At 64.5% G+C, this 18,152-nt stretch carries 18 protein-coding genes and 1 pseudogene; 7 read left to right on the top strand and 12 right to left on the bottom strand.

Going from position 1 to position 18,152, the window contains the following annotated elements; genetic code table 11:
- From QMZ05_RS24475 to QMZ05_RS24435, 9 genes and pseudogenes are all read right to left on the bottom strand, one after another.
- A pseudogene (locus QMZ05_RS24475) lies at positions 1-834 on the bottom strand (polysaccharide transporter); the annotation flags it as partial.
- A 26-nt stretch (positions 835-860) separates the two neighbouring features.
- Complete coding sequence (locus tag QMZ05_RS24470; protein ID WP_353703064.1) at positions 861-2,153, bottom strand: O-antigen ligase family protein; 1,293 nt, start codon at positions 2,151-2,153, stop codon at positions 861-863.
- Complete coding sequence (locus tag QMZ05_RS24465; RefSeq protein ID WP_353703063.1) at positions 2,150-3,265, bottom strand: glycosyltransferase family 4 protein; 1,116 nt, start codon at positions 3,263-3,265, stop codon at positions 2,150-2,152. Before QMZ05_RS24465 ends, QMZ05_RS24470 begins: the two co-directional genes overlap by 4 nt.
- 3 nt (positions 3,266-3,268) lie before the next feature.
- Positions 3,269-4,027 carry a methyltransferase domain-containing protein gene (locus QMZ05_RS24460; RefSeq protein WP_353703062.1) on the bottom strand — a complete coding sequence of 253 codons (759 nt, stop codon included), beginning with the start codon at positions 4,025-4,027 and terminating at the stop codon, positions 3,269-3,271.
- Positions 4,024-4,866 (bottom strand): hypothetical protein, encoded by an 843-nt coding sequence (locus tag QMZ05_RS24455; RefSeq protein WP_353703061.1) that lies wholly within the window; start codon positions 4,864-4,866, stop codon positions 4,024-4,026. The genes QMZ05_RS24460 and QMZ05_RS24455 overlap by 4 nt, the downstream gene beginning before the upstream one ends.
- Positions 4,850-7,123, bottom strand: a complete 2,274-nt coding sequence (locus QMZ05_RS24450; RefSeq protein WP_353703060.1) for a polysaccharide biosynthesis tyrosine autokinase — start codon at positions 7,121-7,123, stop codon at positions 4,850-4,852. Before QMZ05_RS24450 ends, QMZ05_RS24455 begins: the two co-directional genes overlap by 17 nt.
- A gap of 128 nt (positions 7,124-7,251) precedes the next feature.
- Positions 7,252-7,914 (bottom strand): hypothetical protein, encoded by a 663-nt coding sequence (locus QMZ05_RS24445; protein ID WP_353703059.1) that lies wholly within the window; start codon positions 7,912-7,914, stop codon positions 7,252-7,254.
- Between the two features lie 58 nt (positions 7,915-7,972).
- Complete coding sequence (locus QMZ05_RS24440) at positions 7,973-9,481, bottom strand: O-antigen ligase family protein (protein ID WP_353703058.1); 1,509 nt, start codon at positions 9,479-9,481, stop codon at positions 7,973-7,975.
- A 31-nt stretch (positions 9,482-9,512) separates the two neighbouring features.
- Positions 9,513-10,625: a polysaccharide biosynthesis/export family protein gene (locus QMZ05_RS24435; RefSeq protein WP_353703057.1), complete on the bottom strand. Its 1,113-nt coding sequence runs from the start codon at positions 10,623-10,625 to the stop codon at positions 9,513-9,515.
- Positions 10,626-10,923: 298 nt separating this feature from the next.
- On the opposite strand from QMZ05_RS24435, the gene QMZ05_RS24430 reads away from it, so the two are divergent.
- From QMZ05_RS24430 to QMZ05_RS24410, 5 genes are all read left to right on the top strand, one after another.
- Positions 10,924-11,226: a hypothetical protein gene (locus tag QMZ05_RS24430; RefSeq protein ID WP_353703056.1), complete on the top strand. Its 303-nt coding sequence runs from the start codon at positions 10,924-10,926 to the stop codon at positions 11,224-11,226.
- Positions 11,227-11,419: 193 nt separating this feature from the next.
- Complete coding sequence (locus tag QMZ05_RS24425; RefSeq protein ID WP_353703055.1) at positions 11,420-11,617, top strand: hypothetical protein; 198 nt, start codon at positions 11,420-11,422, stop codon at positions 11,615-11,617.
- Positions 11,618-11,740: 123 nt separating this feature from the next.
- Positions 11,741-13,033, top strand: coding sequence for a hypothetical protein (locus tag QMZ05_RS24420; RefSeq protein ID WP_353703054.1), 1,293 nt, complete (start codon positions 11,741-11,743; stop codon positions 13,031-13,033).
- 7 nt (positions 13,034-13,040) lie between these two features.
- Positions 13,041-13,820, top strand: coding sequence for a metallophosphoesterase family protein (locus tag QMZ05_RS24415; protein ID WP_353703053.1), 780 nt, complete (start codon positions 13,041-13,043; stop codon positions 13,818-13,820).
- On the top strand, positions 13,813-14,409 hold the full coding sequence (locus QMZ05_RS24410) for a hypothetical protein (RefSeq protein WP_353703052.1): 597 nt from the start codon (positions 13,813-13,815) through the stop codon (positions 14,407-14,409). The genes QMZ05_RS24415 and QMZ05_RS24410 overlap by 8 nt, the downstream gene beginning before the upstream one ends.
- A 55-nt stretch (positions 14,410-14,464) precedes the next feature.
- Here QMZ05_RS24410 and QMZ05_RS24405 read toward each other — a convergent pair whose 3' ends face one another.
- A complete protein-coding gene (locus tag QMZ05_RS24405) occupies positions 14,465-15,907 on the bottom strand; it encodes an undecaprenyl-phosphate glucose phosphotransferase (RefSeq protein ID WP_353703051.1) in 1,443 nt (480 codons plus the stop codon).
- A gap of 95 nt (positions 15,908-16,002) precedes the next feature.
- Here QMZ05_RS24405 and QMZ05_RS24400 point away from each other — a divergent pair, with 95 nt between their 5' ends.
- A complete protein-coding gene (locus QMZ05_RS24400; RefSeq protein ID WP_353703050.1) occupies positions 16,003-16,317 on the top strand; it encodes a hypothetical protein in 315 nt (104 codons plus the stop codon).
- Positions 16,318-16,331: 14 nt separating this feature from the next.
- Here QMZ05_RS24400 and QMZ05_RS24395 read toward each other — a convergent pair whose 3' ends face one another.
- Positions 16,332-16,706, bottom strand: a complete 375-nt coding sequence (locus QMZ05_RS24395; RefSeq protein ID WP_353703049.1) for a helix-turn-helix domain-containing protein — start codon at positions 16,704-16,706, stop codon at positions 16,332-16,334.
- 668 nt (positions 16,707-17,374) lie between these two features.
- Here QMZ05_RS24395 and QMZ05_RS24390 point away from each other — a divergent pair.
- Positions 17,375-17,563, top strand: coding sequence for a hypothetical protein (locus QMZ05_RS24390; protein ID WP_353703048.1), 189 nt, complete (start codon positions 17,375-17,377; stop codon positions 17,561-17,563).
- A gap of 168 nt (positions 17,564-17,731) precedes the next feature.
- Here QMZ05_RS24390 and QMZ05_RS24385 read toward each other — a convergent pair whose 3' ends face one another.
- Positions 17,732-17,941: a hypothetical protein gene (locus tag QMZ05_RS24385; protein WP_353703047.1), complete on the bottom strand. Its 210-nt coding sequence runs from the start codon at positions 17,939-17,941 to the stop codon at positions 17,732-17,734.
- Positions 17,942-18,152 lie beyond the last annotated feature (211 nt).

Below are 18,152 nucleotides of genomic sequence, written 5' to 3'. Positions count from 1 at the left end.
GAACTGGCTCAGCGGCGCGAACACCAACAGCAGGATCCGCAGCGATGCGCTCGCGTCCAGCCCGATCAGGAGGCCGCAAACCGGGATCAGCCCGATGCTGCCGATCCAATAAGCGAGCGAGGTCGCGACGAACCAGCGGCCATTCCTGAACAGCCGCCGCAGCGAGCCGCGGAAAATTCTGGCGTGCGGCCGGGCCAGTTCGTTGGTGTGGACCAGCAACAGGCTGGCGGCCGCCAACGCCGAGATCGCGATGCAGGCCATCGCCGCGGCAGCGCCGGTCAGCTTGAGGGCGATCATCAGCCCGGCCGAAGCGACCAGCGCCACGCAGTAGGTCAGCGAGGACGTCACCGCGCGCGGCAATCGCCCGTCGAGATAGCAGATGCGACGGAACATGCTTTGCAAACGAACGGCGGGGATCGCGAGCCCGGTTGCGATCACGAGCCCGCCTGCATCGCCACCGATCGCGACGATCACCGAACCCGCAATCACCGGCAGCAGGCCAAGCGCAGCGGAAACGGCGAGCGACGACAAATAGAGGCCGAGCCGCAGCTGCGGCCACAGCGATTTCGGAATGCGATGCGCGGTCGCCGGCAGGCCGTCGTCGAACAGGCCGCGCAGGAACACCGCCTCGATCAGGATCGAGAACGACCAGGCGATACTGAATTGGCCGAACGAATTGATATCGAGCACGTTGGCGAGCACGATCGTCAGCACGAAGGCGGAGCCGCTGAGCAGCGCTTGGTCGATCAGCCCGAGCGCGACATTGCCCCCGGCGCGGCGCAGGCGGCGGAGTGCTCCACCAACGGCGCCGACGACCCGGGTCTGGGCCGCCATTCGGTCGAGCCTTTCCGTCAACGCACTCACGCCTCACTCACACGCAATCTGGTGAACGCCCGCCGCGGCGCCACTTGCAGCCGGGCCTCCGGGCCGAAATAGCACCAGAACACCAGCACGCAGCCGAAATAATTATGCAGCAGCTGGCTCGAATCGTTGGCCGACGCGATCACGACAAACAGCAGCATCGCGAACGGCGCCAGCCAGTACATTCCTTTCCGCTCGAACGTGAAGACGATGGTGTTCCACAACGCGCGCGCCAGCAGCAGGATATAGAGCGCACCGCCGAGCAGGCCGAACTGGAGAAAGGCGTCGAGATAGGAATTCTCGAATGAGCCGAACTCGGTATTCCAGGGCGCCATGCTGGTCAGCTCGTTCGCCGGCGAGTTCGGCAGTTCGTTGAAGAACCCCGAGAAGCCGTAGCCGAGCCAGGGATGTTGCCAGAAGAAGTACGGCCAGACCGACCAGAGGAACGAGCGGCCTGTCAGGTTTCCGCTGCGGCCGACCAGCCCGTACAACTCGTCGCTCGGCACGGCGAACACGACGAGGGCAACGAAAGCGAGGCAAAGCCAGTAGATCGAAGCAGCGCCTCTGTGGCCGAGCACCACCAGCAGCAGTCCGAAGGTGACGGCGAGCGCCGTCAACATGCTGATCAGCGGTCCGGCGGCGCCGGCCGCGGCGAGCGCAAAGAGATGACATCCCATCAGCAGCAGCGACCAGCCGAACTGCTTGCGCGGCCCCGCCAGCATGCGCACGAAGCAGATCAGCACCATCAGGCCAAAGAATGCGCCGGCGAGATTCTTGTGGCCGAACACGCCGGCATAGGCCTGGGTCCCGAGCACGGTCGGCCGATGCAGCGGGTCGTAGTCCCATTGCGAGCCGATCACCGGAAACAGCAGGACGTGCACGATCAGGACCACGATCCCGATCCGGAACAAGGTGTCGACGAGGCGGTCGACCGGACAGCTGACCACGACCCATGCCGAGAACATCGTGGTGAGCAGATACATCGCGAACTTGACCGACGCGCCCGCGGGATCCGCACTCAGCGCCAGCGACACCAGCGCGAAGGCGATAAATGTCAGATAGAGATGCGATTGCAGCATCAGCAGGCCGAAGCGCTTCCGGTCGACCGCAATATGCAGCATCAGCAGGATATAGAGCAGCAGCCACGCGCCACGGAACAGCGTGGATTCGCCGGCCCGTTCCGCGAACGAGATGCCTTCGATGAAGTTGAACAGGAAATAGATGCAGCCGAGCACCATCACCAGATAGGCGTGCAGAAAGACGTCGGTTCGAAACCACCATCGGCCGATCATTGAACGGCCTCCTGCCGGGCGGGCGCCCTCGCGAGATGATCGACCGCCACCATGAAGCGCGCCGCGGCGTCAGCAAGCGCATCCCTTCGCACGCTGTGCCGGGCCTGCTGCGACATCGCCTCCCAACGCGTGGGATGCTCGAGCAGGCCGCGCGCCGCGTCGACCCACGCCTGCTCATCAAGCGTGCAAACATGGCCGTTCACATGGTCGCGCACCAACTCACCGCCCGCCCCGACATGCGGCGACACCAGGCACGGAACTCCACACTGCAAGGCTTCGTTGCACACCAATCCCCACGGTTCTAGCAACGAGGGCAGCAGCAGCAGCCGGGATTGAAGAAAGACTTCCGATATCGCCTGCCAAGGCACGTAGCTGTCGTGGCTGACATCGATGCCGGCGCCATCGAGCCGCGCCAGCATGCGCGCCTCGGCGGCGCCGGACCCGACCACGCGAACCCTCAGCCCAGGCAAGACCCGGCCGAGCGCGATGGTGATGGTCTCGAAGAAGATCGCGTTCTTGGCGTCGTCGTTGATGCGGGCGCACCAGAGCAGGTGAAATGGACGGTCGTGGAAGCCCGGGACGGTCTCCGGCGGATCCCATGCCGGCACCAGCGGCACCACGAACAGATCGTCGTCGCGAACACCCTCGCCACGGAAATACGCCCTGCCCTTGTCGCTGCAGCACACGACCGCCTCGCACTGGCGCAGCAGCCATGGCCGCGCCAGCCGATGGTAGGTCGTATTGGGCATCGTCTCGCGCCAGCCATCGATCGTCAGCGCGAGCGCCTTGCCGTTGGCGCGCGCCCACGCCGCGCCTGTTAGCATCGAGGGATAAAGCCCGTTGACGAACAGCAGGTCGGGCGCAAGCGCGTTCAAGGCGCGCCCGATCCCGATATTGAGATGGGTGTGACGCGACCGCGACAGCGGGATCGAGACACCGGGCACCGTGCGGGTCGTGTAACGCGGCGTGAACGTTCCCGCCCAGGAGCGATCGGCTTCCTGCGCGGTGCAAGACAGCACCGCGAGATCCAATCCACGATCGACCAGCTCGTTGTAGAGCCGGTTGGTGTAGGGGGTGATCATGTTGTTGAAGACGACCACGCGCGGCGCCATGGCTTATTGATCCCGTGGCGGCGCCGGCGCCTCGCTGCGCCGGCAGAGCGCCCCGCAATGATAGGTCGCAAGCCGGGTGGCGAACGCCGGGCTGACCGACAACAGCGACTTCCGCACAATGCTCTTTGCGAGCCCCTTCATCCGCGATGAATGAAATGCGTGCACCGGCAGGCTGTGGTCATAGGTGCCGAAGCCGGTGACATGGAGGCCGGCGGTCTCCAGCACCAGGCGGAATGTGTCGGGCGTGTAGAAATTGATGTGGCCGATGTCGAGCGTCGATTGCAACGCCCGGCGGTTGGTCCGCGCGTGCAGTTCGCACGGCACCTCGATGTAGATGAAAGCCCCCGCAACCCGGGCAAGCTCGCGCAGGAATGCGCGCGGTTCGGGCACGTGCTCCAGCACATGGCTGGCATAGACGAGGTCGAACGATCGGTCGGCGAACGGGATGGTTGCACCGTCATAGCTCGACCAGCGGAACGGCGCCGTTGCCGCGCCGTCGATCTCCAGGTTGGTCGCGGGATCGATGATGTCGATGCCGGTGAAGTCGCGGCCGATGCCGATCGCGGACAGCCGCGCCAGCACGGCGCCGGTGCCGCAGCCGACCTCGAGCACATTGCCGACGCTGGCGGCGGCGGCTCCGAGCAGGCCGGCGATATGATCGGCCTTGTCGACTGCGCAGACGCGGCGCCAGTCGCGCTCCTGCGCCGAATAGACGCCTTCATAATGCGCGTTGTGCTGTCCGACGCTGAATTCCATCGTCATGGTCTGGCCCTCGCCTCCGGCGGCATTCGGGCAAGCTCGTCGAGGCGGTCGTTCGATTTGCGCTCCAGATTGCGCCGTTCTGCCGGCGAGCGGCGGTCGAGGTCGTACCCGATGTCGGCCATGGTCTTGGTCAGGATGTCGACGTTCCGTTGCGGGACGGCTGCAAGGCCGGCCAGCAGCCTGTCCCGATGCATCCAGCCTGGCCCCTTCAGCAGATCGATCGCCTCGGTGTACAGTTCGGTCTTCACGAGGCGTGCGAACTCGGCGACCACCGCGTCCGACAGGTCGGGTGGCAGCGCATCGAGCATGGCGAGCGCCATGGCGCTGCGCTTGACGATGATCCAGCCCTCATTGGGTCCGAGCCGATACGACATCCGCAACAGGTCGAAATTGGCATCGCTCAAGCCCTGTCTTGTGTTGCGAAGCCAGAACAGCACGACCCAGAGATAGGGATCGGCCGGAGCGCAGCCGAGCGATTTGCGGACCGCCGCGTCGAGCTCTCCCATCCTTGCGTCCACCTGATCGCCCGATGCGAGTGCGTTCTCGGCGAGCCGCAGCAGGATCACCGCCGCGCTGCGAGCGATGGCCGGCATGCAATCCTTTTCCGCCGCAGCACGCGATAATAGCGGACCGAGGTCACCGAGCTCGGCGTCGCTGACCGGTACGTTGCGAAGGATCAGGTCGCTAGCGCCGTCCAGCCGGGTCTGGTCGACGAAGACCGGCAAGGTGACAGTGCCCCAGGCGACCGACGAGCACGCGACCGCAGCCAGGAAGCCGCGCGCAAGCCACGCGGCGGCGCGCCGCGGCATCTCGCCTCGCGTCTCACTCGGTGTAGCCATATCGTCCATAGTGCGAGTTGTAATAGTAATTCTTGCCGCCGTAGCCGCTGTAGCGGCTCATCGCGGCGATATCGGCCTTGTTGAGCACGACGCCGAGCAGGTTCTCGTTGACCGCCCGCGCACTGCGCAGCGCGCGCTCGACCACCTGCACCTGGGTCTTGCCCCACTCCACGATGAAGACGAAGGAATCGACGAAGTGCGCGGTGATGCGGACATCGACCACCGGCGTCAGCGGCGGGAAATCGACGATCACGTAATCATAATGGCCGCGGACCGCGTCGATGAAATCCTTCATCTGGTCGGAAGCCAGCACCTCGTGCGAATGCGCGATACGCGACCGGGTGGCGCCGGGCAGGAAGGCAAGGCCGGTCTCCGGATCGCGCCACAGCACGTCGTGCAAGGTCGCATTGTTCGACAGCACATCGAGGATCCCGCGCTCGGCGCTCGCGGCGACCTTGCGGCTGAGCGAGGGATTGCGCAGGTCGCAATCGACCAGCAGCACGCGCGCCCCGCTCTGGGCGACCAGTTGCGCGAACACGAAGGCCAGCGTCGACTTGCCCTCGTTGGGCAGTGCCGAGGTCAGGCCAAGGATCTTCGACGGCTTGGTGACGCTGAGGTCGGCATTGACCTTGATCGAGCGGATCGCTTCCGAGAAGCGCGAGAATGGCGCATCGATCGCCGCCCATAGCACCGGCTCGTCGCCACGCCGAATCGTGCGCGGCCCGACCGGCAGGTTGGGACGCCCGACCACCGGCGCCTTGAGCTGGCTTGGCGAGACGCGGGGAACGATCGCGACGCAATCGGCGTCGAGGATCGTCTCGACCATTTCAGCGGTGCGGAACACCCGGTCATAGAGATCGCGCAGCACGCCGAGCCCAAGCCCGGCGATCAGGCCACCGAGCGTCGAGAGCGCCAGCACGACCAGGGTCTGCGGATGGCTCTTGCTCAGCGGGCGCGAGGCACGGGTGATCACCCGCGCCTCGCTGACCGGGAACGACTGCTGCTGCACGTTTTCCATGTAGCGCTGCAGGAAATTGTCGTAGAGCGAGCGATAGGTCTGTGCCGAGCTCTCCAGCTCGCGCAGCGTGACCTGCGCCTGGTTGGTGGACTGCGATTGCGACACCGAATCGTTCACGGCGCGCTCGATCTCGTTCTGGCGCTGCACGGCGATCGCATAGTCGCTCTTGTAGCTCTCGGCGAGCCGCTTCAATTCGTCGATGATCGACGACTGGATCTCGCGCATCTGGTTGCGCAGATTGACCGCTGCCAGGTGATTGTAGCCATAGCGCGACGACCAGTCGGCCTCGCGGTTGGCCAGCTCGAGATATTGCGAGCGCAGCTTGGTGATGACCTGGTTGTTGAGGGTATCGGCGACCGTGGCATCGGGGACGCCGCCCTTCACGACAGCCTCGATGCGGTCGAGCTTGGCCTTGGCGTCGGTAACCTGCGACTTCACATGGACCAGCTGCGTATTGAGTTCGCCGAGCTGCTGCTCGTTGAGCAGCTTGCCGCTGGAGGTGACGATGTTGTTGGTCTTCTTGTAGTCGAGCACCGCGCGTTCGGCATTGGATGCTTGCGTGCGTAGCTCCTTGATGCGGTCCTGCAGCCAGGCGCTGGCGCGGCGCGTCGCCTGATACTTGGAATCGAGCTGATCGACGATATAGGCGTCGGCGACGGCGTTGGCGATCTGCGCCGCGCGCTCCGGATCGAGCGAGCGGAAGCTGACCTCGATCACATAGGTCATGCCGCGGCGGCGGACGTCGAGCTGCTTCTGGAAGGCGCGCACCGCACGCCGGGTCCGGTCGAATTCGTTGGGCGGCGCACTGCCGGCGAACAGGCCGGACACGAAATCCAGCACCGCTCCCGCCGCGCCGGCCCTGGAGCCGATGAATTCCGGATCCTCGTTGAGCTTGAGATCGCGGATCACCGCGAGCGCCACGTTCTCCGACTTCAGGATTTCGACCTGGCTCTCGACTGCGGAGGAATCCACCGGCACATCATTCGCCGGCGATTGCTGCTGGAAGGCCTGGAATTTGCGCGTGTCGATGATCATCGTGGCAAGCGCGGTATAGCTCGGCGCCGCCGTCATCAAATAGCAGATGCCGCCGAACAAACAGAGCCCGGCTGTCCCGAGGATCACCCAGTACTGCCGGAGCAGATAGGTGACGAAGGCGTCGAAGGTTTCCGCCAGCGACGGCAGTTCGGCCGGACGATTTCTCAGATCGACAGACGGCGGAATCTGGTTGCGCTGAAGCATCTCGTCCTATCGCCGCGCCGGCAGGCTGGTGCCTGCCCGCGCGCCCTCCAATGGCATCGGGTAGCGTCCCGCCGCCGACATCGAAGTGCATTGCTGCAGAGAGTTCTCCATTGGCGACGGAAGCCCGCTCAGGGAGTCACTGTTGAAATCAGCGTGGTGCCGGCGCCCGTGGTCGTCCCCGTCGTCGGGTTGCCCGAACTGCTGACCGACGAGGTGAAGCTGAATATGCCGGTGTTCACGCTGTTGCCGTCGATCGCCTCGAGCGCGCCGCCTCGGGCGCCGGTGGCGCCGATCGCGCTGGTCTGGCCGCCGGATGCGCCGGCGCTGCCCGCGCCGCCGGCACCGGTCGCGGCGGTGCCGCTATCACCTGACGCTGCGGCAAACGCCATCACGGTGTCGAGATCCTTGGTGTCGGCGATCGCCTGCTGGATGCGCGTCGCGTAGAGCTGGTTGCTGCGCACCACGATCCGCGCGGCCTGGGCGAGACCGGCGGCGATCGCCGTCTTCTGGTCCTTGCTCGCCTTGGCGAGCAACGCAATGAGCGGATCGAGCGATGTCGGATCGTTGAGGGCGAAGTCGCGCGCCCGCGAGGTCAATTCCACGCCCGCGTTCGGAAATTGGGTCAGCAACTGCTCCGGATTGGCCTTGAAATTCGTGACCGCCTGCGAGAGCTGGATCAGACCGCCCTGCGTTTCCGCCACGGCGGCGCCACCGGGCGCCGCCAGCGCCAACATGACCACCACCGCCAGGCGCGGGGCGGAAAAACCGCCGGATCGATTAAATGTGAACACTGCTATCTCCCTAACGAATACTAACAGTTCGTTAGCATAGTCGGAGTTATCGCGCCAATTAAAACCCCTGCCCGGTCGCGCGCCCGGGCTCGCCGGCGAAATCAGCGTTAACCGGCGGAGGCGATGTAACATCAGCGTCATCGCCGCCGCGGCCGGCGGCGCCGCTGGAACGGAACGATTGTGACAGGCCCGCCCCGAGCAAGGCCGCGATAACAACGGCGTAGCCGGTGATCTGGAGCGAAAAATCGATCATCGAATGCAGCGCGCCGGCCGCCGACGCGCAGAGCGCCACGAGCGGCACGATCACGTCGCGGCGGCGGGTCCGCACGCCATGCGCGAGCACGCCGAAGGCTGCGAGCAGCGCGATCATGACGGCGCCGGCCATTAACATTCCGCCGTCGGACGCCAGTTCGAGCCAGCTGTTGTGCGCCCGGTTCCAGGTCCCGCGCAACGAGATGTCGTCGGTGCGATAGGCCGGATAGACCCATTCGAAGGACCCGAAGCCGTCGCCCAGCCAGGGATGATCCCAGATCATCCGTAACGTCGCGCGATAGATCGAGAACCTCCCCTCATCCGACAAGCCGATCGCGCTGAAGCGCGCGCCGACGCCGCCGCCGAGCAGTTGCAACAGCGCCAGCGCGATCAGGCTGCCGACGCCGAGCGCCATGATCAGGCCGTAGCGGCGCGGCATCCGGTTGCGAAAGAAGATCGCGGCCGCTGCGACCGCGGCGAGCAGCGAGATCCCGACCCCGCCGCGCGATCCGGTCAGGAACATCGCGACGAGGCAAGTGAGCCAGCCGAGCGCATGGCCGGCGAGCCGGCGCCGTGCCGGCATATCGAGGCGCGCGAGCAGGGGTGGCAGGCTGGCCCGGCGCGACGGCCAATGCCGTTCGATCAGCTCGCAGCCGAACAGCAGCCAGATCAGCGCGCAGCAGCCATAGTAGACGCCCGCCGTGTTGCGGTTGACGAAGGGAGACGTCAGCCACTCCAGCTGCGCCTGCTTCTCGTGAAGCAGGTAGATCCGGGCGGGATCGATCGCAAAGGTGACGATACCGGTGACCGCGTAGACCAAGCCGGCCACCGCCACTGTATGTAGCAACCCGCGCGCCAATGTGCGGTTGGCGCCGAGCACGACGCCGATGGCAAAGCTCAGCAGGCAGACGATCCCGACACCGGCGGAATAGAACGGCAGATTGGTTGCGATCGACACTGCCGGCGGAAGGTCGGCGGGCAGCAATTTGCCGGCCTCGGCCCACAGTGCATTCGGCACCACACCGAGCCAGGGCCGCTGTGCCGATTGCTCGTGCAGCACCAGCATGGCGAGCGCCGTCAGCATCGCCGTCACCGCTAGAATTGCGAGCTGGCTACCGCGAAGGCGCATCGGCAACACGCCGAGCAGCGCGATGCCGAGCAGGACCGACCAGATCGCCGGCGCGACGCTGCCGACCGAGCCGAGCGGCAGCGGCGCCAAAGCGACGACGGTGCAGAACAGCCACGACGACCATCGCACCGGCCACGGCAATGCCGTCGCCCCGCTTGAGCCGGTGGGTAATCGTAAGCGTGTCATGAAGCCGGCCGCGCCGGCTCACGCCCCAGTATCAGGGCGCAAGCTTGATCGAATTACGAAGTAATGTTGCGTTGTAGGCGGCCACGATCGGATCGTTCACCGTTGCGGTCACGAGGCGGATCTGCTGCATGAGCTTGGCGTCCTCGACGGATGCCGCGTTCGACGCATAAAGCACGTCCTTGTTGCGCAACTGGAAGCGCGTGGCCAGGAAATAGCCGGCCGGATCGCGGAAATTGATGTTGTAGACGACCGGGATGATCGGCCCTGCATATTTGCTGACGTCGATGCCGAGCTTGGCCGCCACTTCCGGCAGCTCGCCGCGATAGACGAACACCGAGGCCGGATCGGCCGAGGAATCGTTCAGGCCACCCGCCTTCGCGACCGCTTCGGCGAGTGAGATGCGCCAGGCCTCGAAATTGAACTGGCCCTGCGCGCCCGACGCGCCGAAGGCGACGAAGGTCTGCGGCTCGCGGTAGACATAGATGGTGTCGCCCGGATGCGCGTAGATATTGCTCTTCGGCTCGTAAACCAGCTGGCCGAATGGCACGGTGGTGCGCTTGCCGTCACGCTCCAGCATCACCCAGGTATCGAAGCCTTGCCCCTTCGGCCCGCCGGCGCGCGTGATCGAGTCGAGCACGCGCTCGCCCGCGGCGTTGGCGGGGAAACGGTTCGGCGAATTGACCTCGCCGAGCACGGAGATCAGCGAGGTGCGCTGCTCGATCAGGGCGACCACGGCCTGCGGCTCGATCGCGCGGTTCTTCAGTGCATCGACGATCGAGCGTTGCACCTCGGTCGGCGTGCGGTTCTTGGCACGGATCGCGCCGGCATAGGGCACCGAGATGTTGCCGTCGGTATCGACGTTCTGGTTCGGCAGCGTGATGTAGTTGCCGGGGCGCACGCCGGCCTCGACCGGAATGAACAGACCACCGGCGGCGGCCTCGAAGATCGTGACGCTGACGACATCGCCGATGCCGAAATGGATATCCTTGGGCGGCGGGCCCTGAATGCCTCCGGCGAGCTGCGGCGCGAACGACGCCAGCACGTTCTCGACCTGCGGCGTGATCTTGACCATCGCATAGGGCAGGCTTTCCGGATCCATCTGCCCCGCGACGACATCAGAACTGGTCGGACCGTTGGTCGGCATGTAATGGCAACCGCTGACCGAAACGGCGGCCGCAAGCAATATCATTATCCGAATGAAATTCGCACGCGACATTGAAATACTCCGGCCGTGCCGTAACACGCCGACTATCACAATCACAAGGTTCCGCGATATGGTGCGATACAATTGATAAATAATGTTAGCAAGGTGAGGCAATTCGGCGACACGGGCGCACCGCCGTGCGGTAAACGGCCCGCGCGGCATCACTCCGGCTTTGATTTCGCGTGATGTTCCAGTTATCGATGAATGAGATGATTTGCGTTAAACGATTGAGGGTTCGATGGTTCGCATGAAGCCACTGGCGATCGCGTTGGGAACCGTCGCCTTGCTGTTCGGCATCGGCAATTCCGGGGTTTTTGCCGCGGAATTGAGCATTTCCCCGACCCCGCGCACCGTGCAGCGCGTCGGCGGCAACTGCCAGCGGCTGCAATATTGTCATGGCGATGTCTGCCAGTGGAGACGGGTCTGCTGGCACGGCTGCCCCGATCGCTACTCCTGCGCGCCGCTCTACGGAGCCTATGGCCCCTATGGCGGCCGCGACTACTGGGCCGCCTATAGCTACGGCGATCTGCGCCCGTTCTGAATGTTAATCGACTAACAAAGCCGCCGGCGTCTCGCATGCCTGCAAGCATGATGCCGGCGCGTTTGTGACGATCGACTTAACCCCGGCTTAGGACCCGGCCCGCTAGGATGCGGGCGCAGGGTTTGGTTATGTTATTTGTTTTCCTTGGCAATTTGATCGGCGGCGCCGTTCTCGGGAGCGCCGGCACTGTCTGGTGCTGGTGCCGGTTACGCTTGCGGAACTCACGCTGCTCGCCGTCGTCGGAGGCGCGCGCCCCGGGTGGTCCGAGACCGTGCTGTTCATGATCACCGCGATCGTATCGCTGCAAGGCGGATACCTCGCGAGCGCATTCGCGCCGCGGTTCTGGTCCCGCTCCTCGACGCCGCTGCTCGCCCTGCGCCGCCCACATTGATGCGGCACCACGCTGCCGCATCTGGCGCGCTCGATTTCCATTGACCTCGACGCGAGCGCGGGGCATCCCGCTGGCTTGCGTTCTCATCTTCCGCAGGAACCCTCCTCAGGACTTGTCCCTCTCGTGTGGAACGTCACGGCCCTCATCTGCATCCTGATCGGTGCGTCGATTCCGCTGGGTCTGTTCGACGCCTCGCTCGCCACCGGTCTCGTCGGCGCCGCAACGTCGCTTGGGCTGCTGGCAAGCCTGATGGTGATCCGTCCCGGTGAACTGTCGTTCCTGAAGTCGGTCGCCGGGCCTGCCGTTGCAGCGGCGCTGGTGCCCATGCTCTGGATCATCCTGCAGATGTTGCCACTGCCGTTCCTGGCGCATCCGGTGTGGAAATTCGCCGGCGAAACGCTGGGAACGCCGCTCAGCGGCAGCATCACGATCGACACCGGCGCAAGCCTCGGCGCGCTGCTGCTCTGGCTCTCACTCATCTCGGTCATGATATCAGCCGCGGCGATCGCGATCGATGCCCGCCGCGCCGACATGGTGGCCCGCAGCATTGCAGCGACGGCGGCCGTCACTGCCCTGATCTTGCTGCTGTACAGCGGTCCGATCAAAACCTGGCTTGGTGCTGTCGACGCAGCGCGCGATGAGACCGCAAACGGCTTCCTGGTCGTGGTTCTCGTCGGCGTTCCGCTCAGCCTGGCGCGCGCGCTCGACACCGGCGGACATGCCGATGGCCGCACGGCGGCGCAGCTGGCGCGGCTGCGCTGGCTGCTCGCCGCCGGCATGCTGCTCTGCGCCGCCAGCGCATGCTGGTACGGTCGGCGCGGCGCCGCGATCGCGATTGCTGCAGGCATCGCCCTCATCCTGATGACCTTCGCCGCGCGAAAGCTTCATCTGCACCGCTGGAGCAGCGCCGGCGCTGCCGCGACGATCGCCCTGATCGCGCTGGCGACTGCGATCGCCAACCGTCATCCCGATGTGGCGCTTGCCGCGGCCTTCGCCGACGTGCCGGCCGACCTCGTGCAATCGACCCACAATCTGCTCGCCGACCTGCCCGCGCTCGGCAGCGGCGCAGGCACCACCGCAATGCTGGCGTCGACCTACATGGACTGGCAAGGCGCAACCACGCGGCCTGTGGTGGCGACCAGTGCCGCCGCCTTGATCGCGCAGTTCGGTTCCGCCATGTTCTGGACTCTACTCGCGGTTACCATCGTGGGCATCGCGGCGTTCACGGTCGGTGCACGCAATCGCGGCCGTGACTGGTCCTATCCCGCGGCGGCCGCGGCCGTACTGCTGACGCTGGCGCTTGCCGCCTTCACCTTGCCGGAATTGCCGGCGCTGCCCGGAGTGATCGTGTTGGGAGCCGTGATCGGAACAGGACTGGCACAGCGGATCAGCCGTTCACGGTTGCAGGCGGGCTAAACGGCAGATGCGCAGCCTCCTCCGGCGTATTGTCGGCCAGACCGGCGACCTCGAACATGACGAGGGCGACGAGACCTGCATTTATGCCGTCGGCGACATCCACGGCCACGCCGATCTGTTGCAAGAGATTTGCGCGCGCATCGATGCCGATATCCGTCAATTCCAGCCGGCGCGGCCGATCCAGGTGTTCCTCGGCGACTACATCGATCGCGGACCGGACTCACGCGACGTGATCGCGATGCTCGATCAGCGCCGCCGCACCCGAAGCATGGTCTGCCTGCTCGGCAATCACGAGGCCTGCCTGCTGGAGTTTCTCGTCAATCCCGACATGCTCGCGCAGTGGCGCCAGTTTGGCGGCCTGCAAACGCTGATGTCCTATGGACTGACACCCTCGCCCAATCCCGACGCGGAGGAACGCAGGGCGCTCGCCCGGCAACTGGTTCGCCAGATGCCGCCGGCCCATCTTGCCTTCCTGCGCTCGCTGCCGATCTGTTACGTGCACAGCCGCTACTTCTTCGTGCATGCGGGCGTCAGGCCCGGCGTCGCGCTCAACCAGCAGCGCAAGGAAGACCTGCTCTGGATCCGCGACGACTTCCTGATGTCGGAGGATGATTTCGGCAAGGTCGTGGTCCACGGCCACACGCCGGTGCAAGAAGCCGAACTGCTGCGCAATCGCATCAATGTCGACACCGGCGCCTATGCGACCGGCCGCCTGACCTGCGTCAAGCTGGAGGGCGCGCGGCGAACCCTGCTGATGACCGGCAACCGGGCTGCACGCCATGGCTAGCACGATCGCTGACACGGTCCGGCGATACGCGCGGCAGCTGTCGCCGGCCTTCGCGCCGGCCGCAGCCGCGATCGGTGCCGCAACGCTGGCGTTGTCGGCCTGGTGGCTCGCGGCCGACGCATTGCGCTTCAAGCCTTCGCTCGCGGCCGGCCTCGGCGTGGTCAGAAGCGAGCTGTGGCTGCGTGACGGCTGGAGCGAATTGCAGGCCTCGCCCGAGACGGCCGAAGCCGCCTTCACGCGCGCGCTCCGGCTCTCGCCGATGGACGCCGGCGGCTGGTTCGGCCTCGCTTCGGCGACCGGGCGGTTCGACTGGCTGAACCCGACCGCATCGAAGGCGTTGAAGATGTCCTACTACACCGGCTTCAACCGCAGCGACCTGATCGCGCCGCGCCTGATCCTGCTGGCGCAGGTCGATACCACGCGCGATGTGGAGCTGGTCGATCTGCTGCAGCGGCAGATCCGCCTGATCCTGACCCGCGCGCCTGAGCTGAAGGGCGCGATCGGCCAAGCCTATCGTGTGGCGACGGACGCCAACCGGCGCATCATCGAGGCGGAATTCAAGGACGCCAACCAGAGCCTTCCGGAGTAAGGCGCGTCGGCACGCGGTCGGCCGTCGGATGCCAAGCCGTTACGACGTCCGGCCGTCAGACACCCTTGTGCCGCAGCACGGCGCCGACCGTGCGCAGCAGGATGCGCAGGTCGAGCACGAAGCTCCAGCTCTTGATGTAGATCAGGTCGTGCGCGACGCGCAGCTGCATGTCCTCGATCGCGGGCGTCGCACCGCGCAATCCCTGCACCTGGGCGAGACCGGTGATGCCCGGCTTGACGTGCTGACGCTGCGCGTAGCTCGCGATCAGTTTCGAATATTTGTCGTCATGGGCCAGCGCGTGCGGCCGTGGCCCGACCAGCGACATGTCGCCGCGCAGCACGTTCACCAGCTGCGGCAGTTCGTCGATGCTGCGGCGGCGCAGCGTTGCGCCGATCCCGGTCAGCCGTGAATCGTTCGGACGAGCCTGCACGATGACGTCGCCATCCTCGAGCACATGCATCGAGCGGAATTTGAGGATGGTGAATTGCTTGCCGTCGAACCCGTTGCGGCGCTGCCGGAACAGGACCGGGCCCCTGGAATCGAGCTTGATCGCAATCGCCGTTCCGAGCAGGAGCGGCGCGAACAGCACCAGCAGGCCGCTCGACGCCACGATGTCGAACAGCCGCTTGCCCGCACGCTCAACCGAGGTGAGCGGCGAGCGCTGCATCTCCAGCGTCGGTATCGGGCCGCTCGCCACCATCCGCAGCGCGAGGAATCGCTCCGCGGTCCGATCCGGCAGCAGCCGCACCGGCAGCGGCGACGCCCGCAGCTGATCACAGACGAACTGAATGCGCGGCTCCTGCTGCCAGGGCATGGCCAGGATGATCTCGTCGGCGCCGCACTCCCGTGCCGCACGAATGGCCGACGCGACGGCCGCGCGATCGCCTTCGTCGTCGGACTGGCCGGACAGCTGGATCCGCCGCACCTCGCTGAGGCCGAAATCGCGCAGCAGGCTCGATTGCCGCACCCGGGACAATTCGTCCGCCATCCCGACCACGACCGCGCGGCGGGTCGCCAGCATGCCGCGATCGATCGCGCGTTGCAGCGGCGCCTGCAGCAGCATCCGCCCGGCCACCAGCCCGAGGCCACCGATCAGGCCAAATGAGATCACCGATCCGCGCGAGACGCCGGAGCCGACCTTCAGGAGGAAGATGATCAGGGTCATCAGCAGGACGACCAGCAGCCATCCGCCGAGCAGGCTGCTCCAGCGCCGGTCGAGGCCGGCCAGCACCTGCGCATTGTAGAGGCCCTGCGACTTCGCCACGAACATGTGAAGGATGGCGGCGAGGACCCCGATCCCTAGAAAACCCTCGAAGCTGTTGCTATAAACCGTGTGGTAGTAGAACAGATGATAGGCCGCGCCGCCGATGATGCTGGAGAGCACGACGATGATCATCTCGAAGGCGATGGCAAACGCTTCGAGAGAGGCAAACGCGAACGAGAAGGCACCGAAGTTAACCGGCACCTTCGCTAATCGAGCGTCCGAAAGGTCGGTCATCGGGAATTAACATTCGTGTTAACAATTCTTATGTTTCATATCAGGCAGGTCGTGAGCTCGCAAGACCTGCCGGCAATATCAGGCAGAGAGCATCCATGAGTTCATCGAGTTCATCGGCTGGCGAAACCGAGGCCGCGCTGGTGGCCCTCCTCCACTTGATCCGCCTGATGGGCGCCGAGCTCGTCGCAGGCCAGCACCGCGACGACGTCGAGGTACTGGTCAAGGCGGTCGAAACAAAGCTGCGATCGGCCCGTTTTCCGGCCGAAATGCCGAATCAGGACATCGTCAAAGGTCTGGATCTTGCCGAGGCGAGGCTGCGTCCAATCCTCGAGGAGCTGCGCGCACGATCAGAGAAGGCGCATCTGAGCGACCAGCTGCTGCTGGCGCCCAGGCCTTCACGTATCCATTAACGGATCGGCTTTCGTCAGCTCTGGACTTCACCACGGCGGGATAAACCGCTCCCGCCGCCGGACCTGAGCGCAAGCTTCTCCTCGATCTTCATTTTCTCGAGCAGCAGATCGGTCACGATCCGGCGCAGCCGTTCATTTTCCAGCCGCAATTCGTCAATACGGTTATGGACGTGGGGGATCCCATCTCGATCATCGGTGCGAGCGGCGAGTTCGGTTACAGTACCATTCGCCGGGTGGCCGCGTGCGGCCTCTTGCTTACGCCAGCGGTGAAATGTCATCACGCTAACGCCCAGCACCTTGCACGCTTGGGCTTGTGACTGCCCCCGCGCCATGAGTTCCTCGGCCTGTTTGACCTTGGAACTGATCTCGTCAGTTGAATGACGCCTCATTGGTCATCTCATTGCCCCCTAGATTAGCAATCATCGCATGGCCTATAAGCTATGTAAATGCAACAGGAAATTCAAATTGAGGATTTCCCGGGGGTCTTTCGGGAGCCTCGAACTTGCCGTCGGTAACGCTGCATTTTGCGAAGAAATGCCGAAGCTGCAAGGTATTTACCGAAATATAATGAGCAATATTCTCGCGCCGGACCGACCTCACAGGAAAAGTTATACGACTTTCTGTGTATGAGAATTTGATCTGGATAACTGGCGCACCGTTTGCATTCCCGAATGAGAAGCAAATGAGAACATCCAATCCGTCCGTCGACAGATTGTGAGCGCACCATGCCTCTCCGCGATAGTTACGCCGCCGGCCGAGCGAGAGTTTCACAAAATTCTAACAAATTAATCCCGCAACCTTCGCGTCCGGCAGCTTGCGGGCGCGCTCGCGCAGCGGTAGTTACTAAGACGTTAGGCGTCATGAGAGTTTCAACATATTTGAGGATTATTTTCACGAGGCCTAACACTCATAGCTCGATCCGCGAATTATCAATTAAGCGCTTTGCCACCCGAGGCCATCAGGCGGAACCACGACCGCCGGATCATCTGCGAACTATTCTGTGCTGACGCTTGTCAGGGCCAGCCCCTGATCAACACTTTTTACGAGGATCGACACTATGGCGCGTCTCAAGGTCTTCGAGGGGAAGCAATCCGCGTCGAGCGAGGCGACCGACGCCCTGGAACGGCTCGTCGCGGAGAATTCCGAGCTGCGGCATACCGCCGTCGAACTGGTCCTGCAGACCTGGATCCTGCGCGAGAGCCTGTCCGATGTCGTGGCGCACAAACCGGTGCGGCAAGAGCACTGACCCAGACACGAACCTCAACGCAGACGTGTCGCGGAAGCCGACAGGCGGCCCGATCCATACCTCAATCTTAAATTGAGCTATCCGCGAGCATGGGCAAGCCACCACCCTCGCCGGGCCGGCGCGAAAGTGGTGGTGGCAATTGCGCGGTGAGAAATTCGCGGACGAACGTCAGCGATGAACCCGGCGCAGCGCAGCGCGCGGGGTGACCTGCTCACGCGATACACCGAACGAACGCGACGCAACCGGGCGCTCGTGAATTTCACGCAGCTCAGCGATATCCAACATCAGCGCAACGACCTCGTTGCGCAGCGATTGGTTGGTCGCGAGCAACGCCTCTTCGATCGGCTGATGCAAATGTTGGATCTTGTGCTGCTTCATGGCGCGCCCTCGCTCTGCGGTTAAGGGTATGAGCGATGTGATTGAAGTTTCGATGACAGAGTTAGATGGCGCACATGGAATGCGGTTAATGGGGCAGGTTTGCGACCAACGTTACACTGACCGAAATTTTTCCAATTTGGTTCCACAACCTGATCGCGAAAGGTTTAATCGATGGCCGTATTGTGTCGCTGCGATGGGATGTCGGCGGCGG

It is taken from the genome of Bradyrhizobium sp. INPA03-11B (assembly GCF_040446015.1).
Lineage (GTDB): Bacteria > Pseudomonadota > Alphaproteobacteria > Rhizobiales > Xanthobacteraceae > Bradyrhizobium > Bradyrhizobium macuxiense_A.
The sequence above is the reverse complement of the archived record's forward strand: the minus strand, read 5'-3'. Positions and strand labels throughout refer to the sequence as shown.